Source organism: Paenibacillus sp. JNUCC 34 (assembly GCF_058269055.1).
Window position 1 is genome coordinate 4,671,388 of record NZ_CM177770.1, and the last position, 16,087, is coordinate 4,687,474.

Consider the following 16,087-nt stretch of genomic DNA (forward strand, 5'->3'; position numbering starts at 1 on the left):
TTCTAATTCTTTATTAGTAGACTCATATCCCTAATAAAGGAGATTATGTATGTAAATTAATGCGTTCAGCATCGTCATGGAGAGATGGAAATCCTTATAGGCGCGTACATTTATTATAGACAGACATATTTTTAACTTTTATTTTTTTGGAATAAAAATACTTTCGGTGTAGTAGAATAATGGTTTTTATTGTAAGATGTTTTAGGGTATCAGGAGATCCAAGAATTGTTCAAGCCTCGCTTGAGGCGTCGCAACGTTATGGAGCTTCCTCCTGCGGATCCAGAATTTTGAACGGGACCATTACCTTGCAAACTTAACTTTTTGACGAGGCTTGTTTTCTCCACTAACCAACTGTACATCCATGACTTCTTTTTAGGATATTTTCCTCAATATCTTGTGCTGTTTTGGTTAGGGACGGTAGCTTATCGTAACCATTGATTGGAAAATAAAATTCATTTATTTTATCCATGCTCCGGTCATTGTCAGTCTACAACTTGCCTTAAGGACAGTATCTGTCCATCTAGTGATAAAGGTTGCTATTGTAACTGTCTGCACCTTGATTTTTTCCTTTTTGATCAGTCATTGGTTGCTCAAAAACCGAATGATTAATCAAATTATTTAACCTACTTTGGAGGTAGCATGAAATTTCTAAAACCGTTTTTTCTAGTTACAGATATCGGGTTTATTATTTACTGGATTGTAACGTATCTTAAGATTATTCCAGAGTCATGGGCCTTCAAGGATTACAATAATCCTATTCTGGTAGATTGGAATTGGTCCTTCTTCCCGCTAGATATATTAATTTCGATTACTGGTCTAAGCAGCTTGTATCTTTATAAGAAAAATCGTTCTACCTGGCAGTCTTGGGCGTTAATATCTTTGGTATTGACGTTTTGCTCTGGTTTGCAAGCCATTGCTTTTTGGGCCTTCGCTGGCGATTTTGATGTTTTCTGGTGGGGCTTTAATTTATATTTATTAATTTATCCTTTGTTTTTTTTGAGAGTTGTGATGAAACCTTCGCAAATAAAACTTTAAGTTGCTTAATAAAAAACACATGAGGAACGATTCGTACACGCAGCGTCTTACAACAGACAAAGGGGGGTCCCAGGTCAATAGACCTTTTGGGACACCCCCTTCTTAAGTTATAAGAAATAATTCGTTATCGATTGATCGCTCGCCAGAATCGCTTCGCTATCCAGCTTTTTCTTCAAATACTTCTTGTCCGAGGAAATGAATATATTCATGATCAGATCCACAACGAACAGGAACGTGATATGGTTGGACATCAGCGCACTGTTGCTGACGGAGATCTTATCCGGCACGATAATGTCGACAACGGCATTCTCCGTAATCGGCGACGAATCGTAACAGGTAATTGCAATCGTCTTGGCCTGATTGACCTGCGCGATAGATACCGCGTCGATAATCTCCTTCGTTGATCCTGAACGTGAGAACGCAATCATCACATCTTCCGAGCTGCACTGGGAAGCGGCAATCTTCATCGCCCGGCTATCACTGATCGCTTCGGACATAATGCCGATAATCGCCAGCCGGTTCTTTAACGCAATCGCCGCCAGAAAGGAATCGAACAGGCCGACCAAAAAAATCCTCCGTGCACCTTTCAACAGCTCAACCACCCGGTTCAGCTGTTCTTCCGTAATAAGCGCCGAGGTGTTTACGATCAGTTCATTATAGTCCAGAGCCAGGGCATCAATTGCGTTGATCTCCCGTCTCTCTTTTTTCTTCGCCTGCATATCCCGGTAGAACGCATCCTGGGCAAAAGCAATTTTGAAATCGTTAAACCCCTTAAACCCAACCTTTTTACAAAAGCGGTTGATGCTTGTCTCCGATACACCGATCTCATTCGCGATGGCGGTAATGGTGTTCCGTGTAATAAATTCGGGGTTATGGATAACAAAGTTAGCAATCTGATTTTCCCCGTATGTTAATTTTTGCGTTTGCGATACTATTTTTGCTATGACAGCCGGAACCTGTGAAGACATGATACCTCCTCCTGATCTACCTATGGAACTAGCACAATCCATTATATCACACCGAGTAAGGTATTGATAAAGCTACATCCAGGACTCCCAAGAGTTTATCTTCTGCCCGAATTGTCCCTCGGAGAGCGTATTGCTCTGGATCAGGTAGACATAATCAAGCACATTCGGCAGACAGGGAAGCCCTATCATTTCCTTGCAAAAAGCATGTGCTGCAATCTCGCTGGTTTTTACTACACTTGAGCGCTTCACAAAGAATTGCCCCAACCTGAATACCTCAATGGGTTCAAGCTCTTCATTCGTGAATTTCCCCGCTTTATATTCTAGGTAGTGATAGAACTCGTGTGCCAGATGGATATCAATCAGTCTATCCAGCTCCGTACCCTCGGCATCCGTACCCACCACCTCTTGATAGGCCTGCCTCATTCCCGCCAAGGATGCAGAGTACACGATAATTTCCGGCGTTTTCTTGGCAAAATCGATCTGTGCGCGAAACGATACGTTGTGGAAGGTTCCTGAACGGTTCGTGATTTCATAGCGAAGGCCTTCGGCCTGGCACAGCTCTCGGATATTCCTTCCAATATACGGCGCTGCTGCCTCTTTGCCTCTGGCAAGCGACGTTGATACATAGTACGGGATCTTGTCCTTCGGTATTTTATGAAAAAGAGGATCTTGTTCCAGCTCCGCACATGCCATAATCTCGTCAGATAGTATCCCTTCACGAACCGTCATCCCTTCCCGCCCCTTTCCTACTGATAAGCAATTACGATCATTTCATCTTCTCCGCGCAACATTTCCGTCTCGATCTCCAGAATCGACATGAGCTGCTCTTTCGTCTGCATCCCTGTCAAATCCAGCATTTTTTCCTTATAAAATACAAACACCTTTGGAATCGTTGCATTCGCATCCGAATAGATCGTGTTATCGTCCAAAAAATCACCCAGCGTACTCTGAAACTGAGACTTGGTAAGCTTCGTATACTGCACGTTGGCCTTCTTGAAACGCACAACGCCTTCCCGGTCCAGAACGCTTACCGCATTGGACTTCTTCTTAATCAATCCGAAGAACGACTTCTTCACATTTTCACTTGCAAAAAGACTCCAGCGGCCACTTCTTGCAGTAAGCTTCGTCGATTCGAGCGGCTGATCCACAGATTTGGCTGCGATGACAACCATCTCGGAATCAGACATCGCCTCACTGCCTAAATCTTTCGAACGGAGCTCGGTCGAACCTGTAGCGACAGCGCGCAAAATGTTTTTCTGGCTGTCAATCTCGATCGTAACCTCAACCGTAGCTTCGCTTGCACCTGATTTAACGATACGCTCCATAATTTCGGCCCGGATTCGCTTAATATCCTCTTCCGTCGGATTCACAACCGTCCGTTCCAGCTGTTCCTTCACCATCGCTAGAGCCACACCGATCGTAGACACGTACGGAGCATTGTTGGCAATCTTGCTCTTCATGTTTTCTCGCTCCGCCATCGCAGGAACAAGAACCGCACCACTACCTCCGCCACCTACCAGCGTAACAAACGAACGGTCCAGTTCATAATCCTCGATCATTTCATTAACTGTCTTCATCGTTTTATCGATTGCGATGTTCATGACCTGTCTGGCGGCTTCTTCCACACTCAGTCCGACATGGGCAGCGAGCGCTTCCCAAGCCTTTACCGCCGCTTCCTTATTCCCTTGTGCATAATCGCCTTCCGGAATATAGCCAAGAATGTTGGCTGCCCCGGACAATGTATAAGAGTAATCATTACCGTTCTCGCTCTCAAGGATAATGTATTCTGCTGGGTCACCCTGCCGAGGACTAACGAACTTCACCTTGGGATTTACAATATCCTCCGTCTTTGCGAAAGCCTCATATTCCTTGCCGGCAATGTGCGCGCTTCGCGGGCCTACATCGGTGATCTTGCCGCCCGCCACTTTGATCATGCTGCCCCCCGCAATACCAAGCGTACGCACGTCAAGCGATTGAAGGTAAGTCCGGTGTCCACCTACCTGAGCATTCTTGATCATAACTTTACCGTTCTTGATCACGGATATATCGACGCTGGTACCGCCAACTTCAAAGAAAATCCCATCCGAGATTTTCTCATACATGAGCGCACCGGCCACCCCGGCCGCTAGCCCGGACAGCATCGTCAAAATCGGCCGCTTGCGTACCTCATCAATACTCATAACCCCGCCATCACAACGCATGATCATGAGCTGTGATTTAATGTCGGCGTTTTTGACGGACTTCTCCGTCATATTTGCTGTCTCCATCATTTTCGGTATGAGTGAAGCGTTCACGACCGCTGTTCTTGTCCGCGTCTTAAGTCCATAAAGCTGGGAAATTTCATGTCCGCCAGTTGCATAAATTCCTTTACGGTTAGCAATTTCCACAACGCGCAGCTCGTTCGCAGGGTCGTCTACGCTGTAGGCTTCGGAAGCCACAATCACTTCGGCCCCCTGCTTCACAAGTTCATCGATTGCCGTTTCGATCTGGTCATCCTTTAATTCCTTGGAGTCCACATACGTATGGTAAGTCTTCAAATACTTTCCTGGAGCGAGCTCGATATCACCCGGGTTGGACTCCGAGCGTGCGCTGAGACCATCGAGGCCTGAACCCATTCCGATAATACCAACAGATGCCACGTCCCCCTCCAGCAGCGCATTTGTTGCTTGCGTTGTTCCGTGAGCGATAAACGCTACATCATCTGGCAGAATTCCCCGGCTCGCCAAAATTTTATTCAAAATTTGTACGATCCCTTTAGCTACGCCGTCTTCATCGTGGTGAGTGGTCGGAATTTTCATTTTCTCTATAACTTCATAAGTTTCATTATCAATAACAGCCGCGTCCGTAAACGTGCCCCCGACATCAATGCCTACCCTTACTTTTTTTCTCTCCATTGTTCTCCCTCCTGAAGTAACAGGCGGGGTTCGCACATACTATGCAACGCCCCGCCCGAATCCATGTGCCGGATTTAAAAGACCATGAATGATCCGATCAGCATCGAAATGAGTACGGCAACCATCATCCAAGGCAGTGTCTTTTTCAAAATTTCGTTAATGTCACTCTTCGTAAAGTCTGCAACCCACACGTTGTGCGAGTTTGTTGGGTCAGAAACCGCTTGCACGTTACTCACTACACGCAGCGCAAGCATCGCAGCAATCGGAGTCATACCAGCCGATACGAACAAGGCAGCGATACCACTTCCGAGGCCCCATACGTTCAGCGGTCCACGATAAATAGCGAGTGGTGACAAGAGAGTAAAGAAGAGAACGTACATGATTGGGTTCGTCGGCAGAACCGCTTCAATCAGAGGCGAGATGAGCGACGACACCTGTGGCGCCATAACAGAGTTCAAGAGAATACCGATACCGATCATCAGCGCCATCGCTCCAGCAATGTCCTGAATCCCTTCCACCAGCGCACTGGATAGTACGTGAACTGGACGCTTAGGCCATGTTAGCAAAATAGTTACCAGGGCGCCAATAACAACCGCTGGTACGATATCAAGCTTAAAGGCAAATACGAGAACAACCGGAACAATCGGGCTGATGAGTGCGATCGTTGGAACTTTCTTTCCTTCTCCGCCAGTCGCATTTGGCATAGCCCATGCCTTGCGGCCTTTGCCGTCTCTTTTAATGTAGAAAATAATCATGGCTAGTGAAATAAATATAAGTGGCAGAGCCGCTACGAGTGTGTAGTCAGCAATCTCTGCAACGGAGAGACCAAGAACGTCCACATACACGGCCCAGTTGGAGACGTTAAACAGAGCCCCCACCCCGACAGCCGAAATGACTACGATTGAAGCAACAAACTGGGAAATACCTGCGGTAAGCATGATCGGAATAACGATCGTACCTACCAAGATGACCATACCGAGTCCGCCTGCTGCGGAGAATATAATCGATGCGGTCGCAAAGAACAAGACTGCGATCAGAACCGGTTTGTCACCGGCAAGTTCAGCTGCTTTACGTATAATCGATTTAGTAATACCGACTTTGTTCAAAATCTGTCCGAACCAGGCACCAAACACGAGGCCTGCAATCGCACCGGACAGTCTCATGGAGCCGGCTGATAAGATTGTTTTGGCTATCGTAGCTGTTTCCGGATCATCTGACATCCAAGGAACGCCCGCAATGACCGCAAACAATACAGCCATTAAAGGCAAAGCCAGAATTGTCGGAAGTTTCCGAGTCATCATCAATCCTACAAAGATCAGGAAGACGAGTAAAATGCCGATGGCTTGAAACCACATTAAAGTTGTCACTTTAATATCCCCTCTCAATATGGTTACTGCTTATAACGAGTTATAACTATATTTCCAGATAAGCGCCCTGCTCTTTAAGACTCTGCTGCACTTCTTTGATATTGACATCCTGAACGTCAACTCCACTCTTGGCAGCTATCGCAGCCGCTACACCCCCGGCGTGCCCGATAGCACCTGTTGTTGGTGTCGTTCTCATCGCGGACTGTGCTTCAAATGTTGCCGAGATACAACGTCCGATTACGATTAGGTTCCTTACGGACTCTGTTATCATACAGGAGTAAGGAATGCTGTACATACCGCCCCATTCCAGCTTCTGGTGCTTCGTTCCTTCCCCGTCCGGACTGTGAATATCAACAGGGTAACCTGAATGGGCAATGGTATCCTCGAACAACCGCTGCTCCATCAAATCTTCAACCGTCAGTGTGTACACTCCCTTAATCTGCCGGGAACCGCGCACACCGATGCTCGGACCAGTCGATTCTACGACAGCGTTCTCAAATCCTGGAATGTACTTCCGAACAAACAGTTCAAGCTCACGACATTGTTTACGACCTACCATCTCCGCCTGGCTCAGGCTCATCGCATCCGTTGCGTCATGACCCAGTATTCGGGTCGTGTTCATGATGACTTCACCCGGATTATTTGTCTCAAAGAAAAGGATATTTTCCCGCGGGATGGAGATTTCACCCTTCGCCTTGGCTTCCTTGAACAGACTGTCAAACCCGCCAACCGACAGTCGAGGTGATTTCTCAATGATCGATGTATCTCCGTTGTACAACGGGAAATCATCGGGATGACTGTGGATGTATTCTTTAACCTTCGAAATGTCCACATTGTACATTTTCATCTTCAAAGTCATCGGCTGCATCGCCCCGTCAGACTCTCTGCCCTTCGTAAACTCCGCACCTGCTCCGACAGACAAATCTCCATCTCCCGTACCGTCGATAAATACGGAGCCTTGAATTTCGCTCAGCCCCGACTTGTTGCACACCGTTATGCTAACGATCCGGCCATTCTCTGTCTTCACTCCTGCCAGCATCGTGTGGTATAAAATCTCTCCGCCGCTCTCGGTTACCATCAGCTCAAGTTCATGTTTCATGGCCTCCGCATCAAATGGAGTTACTGAATACGTAAACCCGACGGTATCAAAAATATGTCCCGGTGATTTACCCAGCTTCTTCAAGCGCTCAATTAACTGATTTGTATATCCCTGTATCGCTAGCTTCTCCCCCGCATGAAAGGTCATCATCGGACCGACGCCGTTCGCGGTAAGCGTCCCTCCCAAAAACCCGTGGGATTCAACAATCAATGTCTTTGCCCCTGAGCTGGATGCCGCAACCGCGGCCATCGCCCCGGAAATGCCTCCGCCCATTACGACAACGTCATACTTTTGCATACTCTCCATTTCCATCTTCGCTCCTTCTGGTAATGATGTATGATGATTTCTTGACCTTAGATTACCAGAGCACTCGGATTATGTAAATGCTTTCAGGAAAATATTTTTCTAAATATCCGGAAATTCAGAAAATCATTTTCCATCGTGAATAAAGGGGTGCACGAACTATTTTTCAGAACAGCAACTTTTTGTAAAAAGAGGACGTCAATATCAGTAGAAATGCTAGATTTATATTATAAATCGGTTTCATAGAGCGGGGAGGCATAACAATTGAATAAATTAATAATCACTGTAATCATGCTATTATTCAGCTTATCGTTAATCGATTATAATCCGGATACGACTGCTGTTGAACCGGGGATGGAAGGATATGTCGTAGGGAAAGCGGACGACCAGATCCTGGTCGTGAGCAATGTGCCGAAGGATTACAGCTCGACAGCCGGCGTGAAAGAGTTCTATAATGCGATTTGGTTTTCGAATGCTCCAAAAGACATTTCTATCGGCCAAAAGGTGCAGGTGTGGTACGATATGGTGCTGGAATCCTACCCGGGACAATCGAAAGCTAACCAAGTTTCTGTTGTGCCAAGCAGTCAACCAGAACACGCAAACCTGACCGAACCAGAGGTCATTCGTAAAGCTTTGACGTCACAAGGAATGAGTAGCGCAGAGGTTCCTGTTATAAAAACAGTAAATTATGTTGCTGAAAAGGACATTTGGATTGTTCATATCAAACAAGGAAAAGCTGAATTGAACGTACAGGTTATAGATGAAAAACAGGATTCGGAATGAACGGTCCACCAAGACAAAGGACGTTCCGTGAAAACGTTTAATCCATACAAGCTTATGGCTGCACAACACAAATAGACCATGATCGCGGGCATAAACGCCAAGATCATGGTCTATTTACCGAGCGCAAACAGGCTTCCGCTTATCTGATGTTTCGCGTTCGGCGCGCTCATATTCCTTCAGCCCTTTACCGAACCGCCCATCAATCCGCGCACGAAATACTTTTGCAGCAGGAAGAAGATGGCGAGCGGCATGAGCATCGATATAAAAGCGGCTGAGGTAAGCAGATGCCAGTCGTTGCCGCGGGAACCGACCAGATCGGCGATTTTCATGGACATCACCTACACGCTCGGCTGGTTACCGATGAAAATAAGCGACACCAGATAGTCGTTCCATACCCACAGAAATTGAAAGATACCAATGGAAGCAAGGGCCGGAACAGACAGCGGAAGAATCAGTTTACTAAAGATTGTAAAATGGTTCGCACCGTCCATGAAAGCCGACTCGAACAGATCCTTCGGTAGTTGGCTGATAAAGTTGTACATGAAATAGGTAACGAGCGGCAGACCAAAAGCGGTATGCGCCAGCCATATTCCCAGGTACGTGCGCACGCTGATTTCACGGGCGCGCCGGCTTTGCCAGATCAGACGGCTGTCTTCCGCCAAGACACCCGATTTTAACTGTTCATCATTGTAGGTCTTTCCGTTCACCTCAATCGGTTCCCGGAGATCGATATCCTTGGAGAGCTTGATCGTATCCGCTGTTTTCCATTCCTGATGCGGAAACACGTTCCACCAGCCGGATTGCATAATATCCGCCGCCGGACGGAACGACGAGACCAACAGTCCCAGAGTCATCATGAGACGGCCTGCCTTACCGTTTCTCCTAAGTCAGCTGTTTTTTACTGTCATATGGATATCTGGCTTTCCGTAGCGCGCAATGCCCGGCATTCCGCGTTCTTTGGCGATCGCGATCGCCTTATCCGTATCATAGGCTATCCTTCTGAGCTGGACGGCAATATTCCCATAGCAAAAATCAATAATCCCGTAACCCGCTCTCGGGTCACCGTCAAATGGCAGACCGATACTACCGCTCATATTTTTCTTTGTGCTTATCCTTCATCCGGAAGTAGAGAAGCAACCAGTAAATTGGGTCCGACGCAATGTTAATCATGACTAACCAGATCTGCAGGAGAGAGCAACATTTTGCAATTCGGAAACGTTATACATCATACATCCAGACGAGGACCATTGATATTCATTGTGGATTAAAAGGAGGTTCAGATGAAACGTTTATTGTGGTGTTTGCTCATCGTTTTCATGGCGGCAACCGGATGCACTGTCCCAGAGGAGTTTACCCGTGATACGGCGGAAGAAAAGGTGCTGAAGCTCGTACCGCAATGCAGTAACAGCCTCCAGACGTTCAATACGATAACAGACACACAGCAGTCCGGGACGGATTATATTGTGACAGTGAAACAAAATTGCGAGCCGGAAAACGGCGAAGGGCCGCAAATGGAAACGATCTATACGTATTTGGTGACACCAGATGAGATCAAGCTGCTAAAGTGACGATACATGCTCGATCAATTAATTTGCGGGAAGAAAGAGAACAAGAAAACCACCCATTGGTTGTAGTTTTTCTTGCGAGACAAGGATGCCGTTTGCTCCGAAGTTTGTACTTCTCTCTTAAAAAAAGCTGCCGAGTTGTCTCGACAGCTTGTTCACACACATATTCTTATCCCTGCTCTCCCGCCAGAGAGCTGGAATCTGATTGTCTGGAAATTACAAACAGTGCGAACCAGATCAGCAGGAAGCCCGTAATTTGGGCGTAAGTTATAACCTCGCGGAACACGATCCAGTTAATCAGCACCCCTACCATTGGGAAGCTCAACTCCCCAAGCGTCGCTACCGATGCTTTCGTTGTCGTAAGTCCTTTGTAATACACCAGCAGACTAAGCAAGCCCGGCAGCAGTGCTTGACCGATCAGATTAAGCATAACCGCGGCAAAATCCATTGTTCCGGCAGCCGGCAAATTCCATGCTGCTCCTTCACTCCATGTAATGACGCTGAGCAGCGGAAGAGCCAGAACAAACCGCAGAGACGTGACCGTCTCATATTTCATCTGACCGACCATCAAACGTCCCATCACTGTCGATCCGCCCCACAGTGCGGCAGCACCGAGTGAGAGCAGGCTTCCGACCTGAATAAACTCGCTATAATGGCCAATCGGAAGAGTGAACCCGAAGGTCAGTAAATACGTACCGCCAAGTGCCAAAATAAAGAGCATCGAAAAATGACGTGGAAGCTTTTCCTTAAGCAGCAGACTGGCTAAAATAATAGCAAACAGCGGCTGCAGCTTTTGCAGTAATAGCACGGCGTTCAGGTTCCCGCTCGTCAGTCCCATCGTGAACAGGATGGTGGCTATACCTGAGCCGCCCCATGATATGAAGAGCAGCGCGCCGACATGCCGCCAGCCGAGACTCTTGAACTCGTGACGATTTTTCCAAATAACCGGTATCGCAATAAGAGATATAATAATATGTTCAAGCAGTACGATTTGAGAGGAAGTCATATTTTTCAAAAGAATGATCCGGAACAGGGGATCTACACCCCACAGAGCCGCTCCCAATACAACCAGCCAAAATCCACCTTTAAAGCTGCTTTTCTCTTTCGCCGTTGAGGTCGGCTGCATCTTAACACTTGAGCTTACATTTTCCATCTTGCTGTCTCCTGTCCTGAATACGGAGTCTTACCAGCAGAAAGCCCCCGTAATCGACAATGTCGAAAAATACGGGGGCTGACCAAATAAGCCTGCCGAAAGCTTAAAAAAGCCCGCGACAAACTCATGTTTGATCTTCTCCCATCCGGACTATACCGTCGGCCTTGGAATTACACCAAGTCAGTCGCCATCTCAATCTCGAAACAGCGAGTCGCGGGCTGAAGCACATTCACAAGTAACGCACCATCACCGCCGGTCAGGAATTTCACCTTACCCCGAAGATCCATATTCATTTATTATATTTTGTAATGCATAATTAACTTGAACTTATGATACTAAAATTTATGACAATCCGCTGATACAAAGATCACAATGAAATTATAACACGAATAGTTTCATGTAAATACAATTTTTTTGCAGAAAATCATGTTAATTTCATAACATAAGTTTGTTACTGAGAATTATATAGTGTATATCGATAAGTTACAACCTTTAATTTGTCTCCAGTTCTAACATCCCTATGGTCGATAGGTCCCCTTTAAATATTGATACGTTTTGTCATACACTGCACGGGTGGCAGGATCCGGGGATTTTGGCGATTGATTAGCGCTTGTTCCTCGCCTACCTCCTGTATGTTCATGTTTTCGCTGATTCCGTCTCCGTCCACATCACCAAAATTACTCTTTTCTCTTTAAAAGGTTGTATAACAATAAAAAGCAGACATGAAACATGCCTGCTTTACGGTGCGTATTATCTAGCTGTCACATACTCATGCTGAAGAATCCCCATCTGGACAATGTCGCCCCATGCACCGTCCCGGAAGATCGCTTGCCGGGAAGCCCCTTCATGCTTGAACCCTATTTTTTCATATAAGTGTATCGCTTTCTGATTAAATGAGAACACCCTTAAAGAAACCCTGTGCAAATTCAGCTCCAAAAATGCATAATCCAGCAGCAATCGAAGCGCCTCGGTTCCATAGCCCTTGCCCCAGTAGTCCTTTTCGCCAATATCAATAATACACTCCGCATTGCGGTTTTTGTAATCCAGCTGAATGAGAGATATGATGCCAATCGGCCGATCGCTTTGCTTGTCCAAGATGATATAACTTTTGGAAGTGTCAGATCCCAAAATCACATGGCTGACAAATTCGTGTGTATCTTCCTCAGTATACAAATCCAGTGAAGGACTGGTCGTTGTCATGACCTCAAGATCATTTCTCCATTCGTTGTACAACTGTACATCATTCGTTGTCATCTTGCGGAATTTAATTCTAGCAGATTCAAATAGCATCGCTTATTCTCCTTCCTAATATGTTCAATCTCTTATTCCGTCCCGGAACAACATGGACTCCAAAGAAAACACCAGCATTTCTATCTGTTCATCTACCTTTGTTATTTCATGACCCAAGCGGGCGGTATTAAGTACGATTCCATCCATACATGAAATAAGATACCGGGCAATATGACCTACAGGTACACAGGGGTTGAATTCGCCTTGTGAAGCTCCTTTTTGAAAAAATGAGGTTAGTACCTCAATCAGTCTCTGGTAACGCATGTTCATGTAACTCTCATTTTCTGAATCCGTTCGATAATGTAACGACAAAAAGTACTCAGCATTAGCCAAGGCAAGCGATGGCTCTCCGGCTTCCATCCCCTTCTGCTGCGTAAAGAGCCATTCAGCCAGCTGCTTCCAGTACGTCTGTGCGCCATCTTCGATTTGAAAAGAAAAAGCATCTTCTTCATCCTCTAACCGAAGCAGCTCTTCATAGACATGTTCAATATTGTCAAAATAGGCATACAGCGCCCCTCTGGACACTCCACCTGCATCCATCACATCCTGCATCGTAGCTTGATGATACCCTTTGGTAGTAAACACTTGCTTAGCCGCCCTCAGCAAGTCCTTTTTTTTCTGCTGCTTGTATTGTTCGCTCACTCTCGGAGACACCTCTTCCTAACCCCCTTTATAAAATAGACACGAATGTCGTTTTGTGAATTTAATTATAACCGACATGAGTGTCGGTTTTCAACAATGAATTCTCTCAAAAGGAAAAGGTTGTCTGTTATGAGCCGCTGCGAGTACGAATCGTTCCTACAATCGCTTCGTCCTCTCCGCTACTTTTGTGCATATCTACTTAACAAACAGGTCGCTTAAGGATTAATCCTCAAGCGACCTGCTTGTTTTTTCTAATAAGTCCTAATTATTATCGCTTATAGGACAGCCGTTTATTTTTCAGATTTCCGCTCAAAACGTAAGCCAGTATATTTTATAACGATGCGTTCTCACCAAACCTGCTTTTTCGGCTGTTTTTTGCGAGGCGATGTTACTGTCCATACAGTCCCACCATGCCATAATCCCATGCTCATGGAAATCGTTCAACAGCAGCTTCACAAGCGAGCTCGACAGTCCCAAGCGCATATAGTCCTCTAATGTCTCTACACCAATAGAATGGGTCATGCCGAACTTCGCAGAGGATATTGCCAAACTCGCGATAACATTACGGTCAGTAATGGCAGCGTAACCGTGTCCTTTAGCCAAGAAGTCGGTTACCGTTCCCCAATACTGTTCAATGTACTGAACTAAAAAGTCAGCATTTCCCGCTCCATTTCGTTCCCATTCATCAAGCTGCCGTGCATCTAACCGGACAGCCGTAAATGATTCCGGAAAAACGGATTGTTCACCGTTTTGATCCTGTCCTGCAATCGGATTTGACTTATATACATATTGATAACTGTCTTTCAAATCCCGGCTACCGAGTGTATCCTGAATAATCGGCTGCCACCCCTCACTATCCACCGAAAATTCAAAATAATGAGTATCCTTCTCTTTCAGAAACGGAATGATTTCATCGTCTATCAACCTTCCCAAGGTCGCATTTGATACTCGCGATGAAGGGCGCCCCATAAAACAAAAGCTCTCCAGACCACCCGACCAGACGAGAGCTGATGAAGGATGATCACGATCGTCCACCCACACCTCACCGGGATTATGCCCCGATACGACTCCTGCAAACATGGCATCACTGTCCATACAAAGCAGCTGTTCACCCAATCGTTCATTACGTTCTTTCATTAAATACATTTGAATACACGTCCTTTATCATAAGGCCGACTCATCCTGCGAAACTGGATGTTTTCGCCTAAATTTATTTTTTGGTGAAACGTTATTTCGTATTGCTCCGCGTTTTTTTGTTTTTCAACACAAAAAGCACCGCATTCTTTCGTAAATGAGAGCTAAAAAAGGTACAGATCAAATAACCCTCGTTCATTTTACAAAAAATGAAAGGGCATAAATGTTCTGTACCTTACACTATCTCAAACGAAAAAATGCGATGCAGTAGCACATTCAATCAAAGCCTCCGTCCATTTAAGGTGAGGTAAGTTTTAAAAAACTACAAAATCAGTATACCAGACCAATGTATCGAAAGGTACTATTTTCCATGAATGGACTGCTTCTTCATATTAATCCAAACAAAATAAACCCGATGGTATTAATCGCAAGGTTAGCACTCATATGAACCAGCCACGATGTGTAAATGTTCCCGTTTCTTTCATTCAACCAATTGAATAACAAGCCTGCTACAAACAAACTTACAATTAACACTATGAATAGTGGAACCGTAAACCAGCTCGTCATCATGGCAATATGATACACGGAAAACGCACCTGCGCTGAATATATAAGCGAACTTGCGTCCGGTCAGCTTCTTCAACGTCAGAAAAGCAAAACCGCGAAAGAAAAACTCCTCCAGCAACGAGTTAACAATGGATATATAAATAGCGACGAACACAAAGTTGCCCGCATCTCTTTTTTCTCAAACTTGAATAATGGCCTAAAAGATACCTTTTTACTAATGAGACTATAACCAAGCGGAAACGTTAGGAAAATAAAGATTTTAATGACCGATTTCGCCGCATACTCTGGAGAGATGACAGCATCTACATAAGCCATTGCGATACATCCAATTACAATCATCGTTACCATTGAAATTATATTTTTTCTCGTATTCATGTAATATCGTAAAACTCCAATTCTTTCAGGTTCGGATTCTCATGGATAAGCCTTCTAACCTTCTTCAGCGTGTTGGGTTCAATGGGCGTACCACCATTTCTATGAAATAATATCCATCTGAGACATGCCATGGCCTCAAACACGGCAAGTTCATCCGGTCGGATTTCATTTTGCGATAAATATGCAGAACTAAACACGGAAGCATTCCGCTCTGACAAGTATATCTTGATCAGCACAAGTGACCATGCAAAATCATATCTGGGATCTCCGTATTTTCCGTTCGTCCAATCGATAACTGTCAATTGATCATTATGTTCCAGTATATTTCTCAAGTGATAATCACCGTGTATGACTCGTTCCTGCTTGATTGAGGTCATTTCAGCAAGATGAGTGAATGCCTGGTCCAAGTCAGCATGATCTGGATTCCCGGATAAAAGTAATCCTTAAAATCATACGTTGGAAGCTGGATCGGTCCTAGCTCCTCACTGGAATTGTATGTATTTTGGATAAAATCATAGCTATATCTGTCAGCTTCATTTTGTTCACCTTGGTAATAGGTGCACCATCAAAGGTGGTCAATAACACGTAGTCAGCGTTTTGATATTTCCCAAAACCCACCGGCTTCGATACGGGAAGACCACAATCAAATAAAGCATTCAATAAACTATATTGAAGGGAAATATTCGGTCTAGAGCTTTTGTTCCATATTTTTAATACAAAACTTCCTTGATCTGAATGTAACTTTGTTACTTCCGCTTCAAAACCCTGTTCCATAGGATGAGTTGTTATAATGCTTACCTGATGCAATAAATGGTCCAAAATATCCCTTTTCTCGATCCACTGAATGCTGCGTAAAGGATTTTCCAACCGTGATCTTCCTTCCATTTGATATTATTCATGTTCTCAGCTCATT

At 45.3% G+C, this 16,087-nt stretch carries 18 protein-coding genes and 1 riboswitch; of the genes, 3 read left to right on the plus strand and 15 right to left on the minus strand.

Annotated features, from left to right (window positions below; genetic code table 11):
* Nucleotides 1-639 precede the first annotated feature (639 nt).
* Complete coding sequence (locus AC2TF5_RS21915) at nucleotides 640-1,035, plus strand: Loki-CTERM sorting domain-containing protein (RefSeq protein WP_491299239.1); 396 nt, start codon at nucleotides 640-642, stop codon at nucleotides 1,033-1,035.
* A 107-nt stretch (nucleotides 1,036-1,142) separates the two neighbouring features.
* On the opposite strand, the gene AC2TF5_RS21920 is transcribed toward AC2TF5_RS21915, so the two are convergent.
* The 5 genes from AC2TF5_RS21920 to AC2TF5_RS21940 all read right to left on the minus strand — a co-directional run bounded on the left by AC2TF5_RS21920 (nucleotide 1,143) and on the right by AC2TF5_RS21940 (nucleotide 7,669).
* Complete coding sequence (locus AC2TF5_RS21920; protein ID WP_208915482.1) at nucleotides 1,143-2,003, minus strand: MurR/RpiR family transcriptional regulator; 861 nt, start codon at nucleotides 2,001-2,003, stop codon at nucleotides 1,143-1,145.
* Nucleotides 2,004-2,075: 72 nt separating this feature from the next.
* Nucleotides 2,076-2,732 carry a hypothetical protein gene (locus AC2TF5_RS21925; protein WP_491299240.1) on the minus strand — a complete coding sequence of 219 codons (657 nt, stop codon included), beginning with the start codon at nucleotides 2,730-2,732 and terminating at the stop codon, nucleotides 2,076-2,078.
* A 17-nt stretch (nucleotides 2,733-2,749) separates the two neighbouring features.
* Nucleotides 2,750-4,897: a hydantoinase/oxoprolinase family protein gene (locus AC2TF5_RS21930; RefSeq protein ID WP_491299241.1), complete on the minus strand. Its 2,148-nt coding sequence runs from the start codon at nucleotides 4,895-4,897 to the stop codon at nucleotides 2,750-2,752.
* A gap of 74 nt (nucleotides 4,898-4,971) precedes the next feature.
* Entirely contained in the window at nucleotides 4,972-6,264 is a 1,293-nt protein-coding gene (locus AC2TF5_RS21935; RefSeq protein WP_491299242.1) for a TRAP transporter large permease subunit, read from the minus strand.
* Nucleotides 6,265-6,310: 46 nt separating this feature from the next.
* The gene (locus AC2TF5_RS21940; RefSeq protein WP_491299243.1) at nucleotides 6,311-7,669 is read right to left on the minus strand and encodes an FAD-dependent oxidoreductase; all 1,359 of its coding nucleotides are present in this window, start codon (nucleotides 7,667-7,669) and stop codon (nucleotides 6,311-6,313) included.
* A 261-nt stretch (nucleotides 7,670-7,930) separates the two neighbouring features.
* Here AC2TF5_RS21940 and AC2TF5_RS21945 point away from each other — a divergent pair, with 261 nt between their 5' ends.
* Entirely contained in the window at nucleotides 7,931-8,449 is a 519-nt protein-coding gene (locus AC2TF5_RS21945) for a YobA family protein (RefSeq protein ID WP_491299244.1), read from the plus strand.
* A gap of 176 nt (nucleotides 8,450-8,625) precedes the next feature.
* Here AC2TF5_RS21945 and AC2TF5_RS21950 read toward each other — a convergent pair whose 3' ends face one another.
* From AC2TF5_RS21950 to AC2TF5_RS21960, 3 genes are read right to left on the minus strand one after another with little or no spacing between them, the layout of a single operon-like run.
* Entirely contained in the window at nucleotides 8,626-8,778 is a 153-nt protein-coding gene (locus AC2TF5_RS21950) for a hypothetical protein (protein ID WP_491299245.1), read from the minus strand.
* Nucleotides 8,779-8,787: 9 nt separating this feature from the next.
* The gene (locus tag AC2TF5_RS21955; protein WP_491299246.1) at nucleotides 8,788-9,306 is read right to left on the minus strand and encodes a carbohydrate ABC transporter permease; all 519 of its coding nucleotides are present in this window, start codon (nucleotides 9,304-9,306) and stop codon (nucleotides 8,788-8,790) included.
* Nucleotides 9,307-9,336: 30 nt separating this feature from the next.
* Entirely contained in the window at nucleotides 9,337-9,543 is a 207-nt protein-coding gene (locus AC2TF5_RS21960) for a hypothetical protein (RefSeq protein WP_491299247.1), read from the minus strand.
* 186 nt (nucleotides 9,544-9,729) lie between these two features.
* Here AC2TF5_RS21960 and AC2TF5_RS21965 point away from each other — a divergent pair, with 186 nt between their 5' ends.
* The gene (locus AC2TF5_RS21965) at nucleotides 9,730-10,017 is read left to right on the plus strand and encodes a hypothetical protein (protein ID WP_491299248.1); all 288 of its coding nucleotides are present in this window, start codon (nucleotides 9,730-9,732) and stop codon (nucleotides 10,015-10,017) included.
* Between the two features lie 166 nt (nucleotides 10,018-10,183).
* On the opposite strand, the gene AC2TF5_RS21970 is transcribed toward AC2TF5_RS21965, so the two are convergent.
* The 7 genes from AC2TF5_RS21970 to AC2TF5_RS22000 all read right to left on the minus strand — a co-directional run bounded on the left by AC2TF5_RS21970 (nucleotide 10,184) and on the right by AC2TF5_RS22000 (nucleotide 16,041).
* Nucleotides 10,184-11,167, minus strand: a complete 984-nt coding sequence (locus tag AC2TF5_RS21970) for a DMT family transporter (protein ID WP_491299249.1) — start codon at nucleotides 11,165-11,167, stop codon at nucleotides 10,184-10,186.
* 129 nt (nucleotides 11,168-11,296) lie between these two features.
* Nucleotides 11,297-11,454: riboswitch (FMN riboswitch) on the minus strand.
* 463 nt (nucleotides 11,455-11,917) lie between these two features.
* Nucleotides 11,918-12,457 (minus strand): GNAT family N-acetyltransferase, encoded by a 540-nt coding sequence (locus tag AC2TF5_RS21975; protein ID WP_491299250.1) that lies wholly within the window; start codon nucleotides 12,455-12,457, stop codon nucleotides 11,918-11,920.
* Between the two features lie 24 nt (nucleotides 12,458-12,481).
* On the minus strand, nucleotides 12,482-13,111 hold the full coding sequence (locus tag AC2TF5_RS21980) for a TetR/AcrR family transcriptional regulator (RefSeq protein ID WP_491299251.1): 630 nt from the start codon (nucleotides 13,109-13,111) through the stop codon (nucleotides 12,482-12,484).
* Nucleotides 13,112-13,408: 297 nt separating this feature from the next.
* Nucleotides 13,409-14,245 (minus strand): GNAT family N-acetyltransferase, encoded by an 837-nt coding sequence (locus AC2TF5_RS21985; RefSeq protein ID WP_491299252.1) that lies wholly within the window; start codon nucleotides 14,243-14,245, stop codon nucleotides 13,409-13,411.
* A gap of 375 nt (nucleotides 14,246-14,620) precedes the next feature.
* Nucleotides 14,621-14,953 carry a CPBP family intramembrane glutamic endopeptidase gene (locus AC2TF5_RS21990; protein ID WP_491299253.1) on the minus strand — a complete coding sequence of 111 codons (333 nt, stop codon included), beginning with the start codon at nucleotides 14,951-14,953 and terminating at the stop codon, nucleotides 14,621-14,623.
* A gap of 217 nt (nucleotides 14,954-15,170) precedes the next feature.
* Nucleotides 15,171-15,551 (minus strand): phosphotransferase family protein, encoded by a 381-nt coding sequence (locus AC2TF5_RS21995; RefSeq protein ID WP_491302964.1) that lies wholly within the window; start codon nucleotides 15,549-15,551, stop codon nucleotides 15,171-15,173.
* Nucleotides 15,552-15,648: 97 nt separating this feature from the next.
* Nucleotides 15,649-16,041, minus strand: coding sequence for a phosphotransferase (locus AC2TF5_RS22000; RefSeq protein ID WP_491299254.1), 393 nt, complete (start codon nucleotides 16,039-16,041; stop codon nucleotides 15,649-15,651).
* Between the last annotated feature and the right edge of the window lie 46 nt (nucleotides 16,042-16,087).

Coding starts and splice junctions, on each gene's coding strand:
- AC2TF5_RS21920 (WP_208915482.1), bottom strand. CDS start 2,003: ATGTCTTCACAGGTTCCGGCTGTCATAGCAAAAATAGTATCGCAAACG.
- AC2TF5_RS21925 (WP_491299240.1), bottom strand. CDS start 2,732: ATGACGGTTCGTGAAGGGATACTATCTGACGAGATTATGGCATGTGCG.
- AC2TF5_RS21970 (WP_491299249.1), bottom strand. CDS start 11,167: ATGGAAAATGTAAGCTCAAGTGTTAAGATGCAGCCGACCTCAACGGCG.
- AC2TF5_RS21950 (WP_491299245.1), bottom strand. CDS start 8,778: ATGAAAATCGCCGATCTGGTCGGTTCCCGCGGCAACGACTGGCATCTG.
- AC2TF5_RS21955 (WP_491299246.1), bottom strand. CDS start 9,306: ATGATGACTCTGGGACTGTTGGTCTCGTCGTTCCGTCCGGCGGCGGAT.
- AC2TF5_RS21985 (WP_491299252.1), bottom strand. CDS start 14,245: ATGTATTTAATGAAAGAACGTAATGAACGATTGGGTGAACAGCTGCTT.
- AC2TF5_RS21965 (WP_491299248.1), top strand. CDS start 9,730: ATGAAACGTTTATTGTGGTGTTTGCTCATCGTTTTCATGGCGGCAACC.
- AC2TF5_RS21930 (WP_491299241.1), bottom strand. CDS start 4,897: ATGGAGAGAAAAAAAGTAAGGGTAGGCATTGATGTCGGGGGCACGTTT.
- AC2TF5_RS21915 (WP_491299239.1), top strand. CDS start 640: ATGAAATTTCTAAAACCGTTTTTTCTAGTTACAGATATCGGGTTTATT.
- AC2TF5_RS21995 (WP_491302964.1), bottom strand. CDS start 15,551: ATGACCTCAATCAAGCAGGAACGAGTCATACACGGTGATTATCACTTG.
- AC2TF5_RS21960 (WP_491299247.1), bottom strand. CDS start 9,543: ATGAGCGGTAGTATCGGTCTGCCATTTGACGGTGACCCGAGAGCGGGT.
- AC2TF5_RS21940 (WP_491299243.1), bottom strand. CDS start 7,669: ATGGAGAGTATGCAAAAGTATGACGTTGTCGTAATGGGCGGAGGCATT.
- AC2TF5_RS21975 (WP_491299250.1), bottom strand. CDS start 12,457: ATGCTATTTGAATCTGCTAGAATTAAATTCCGCAAGATGACAACGAAT.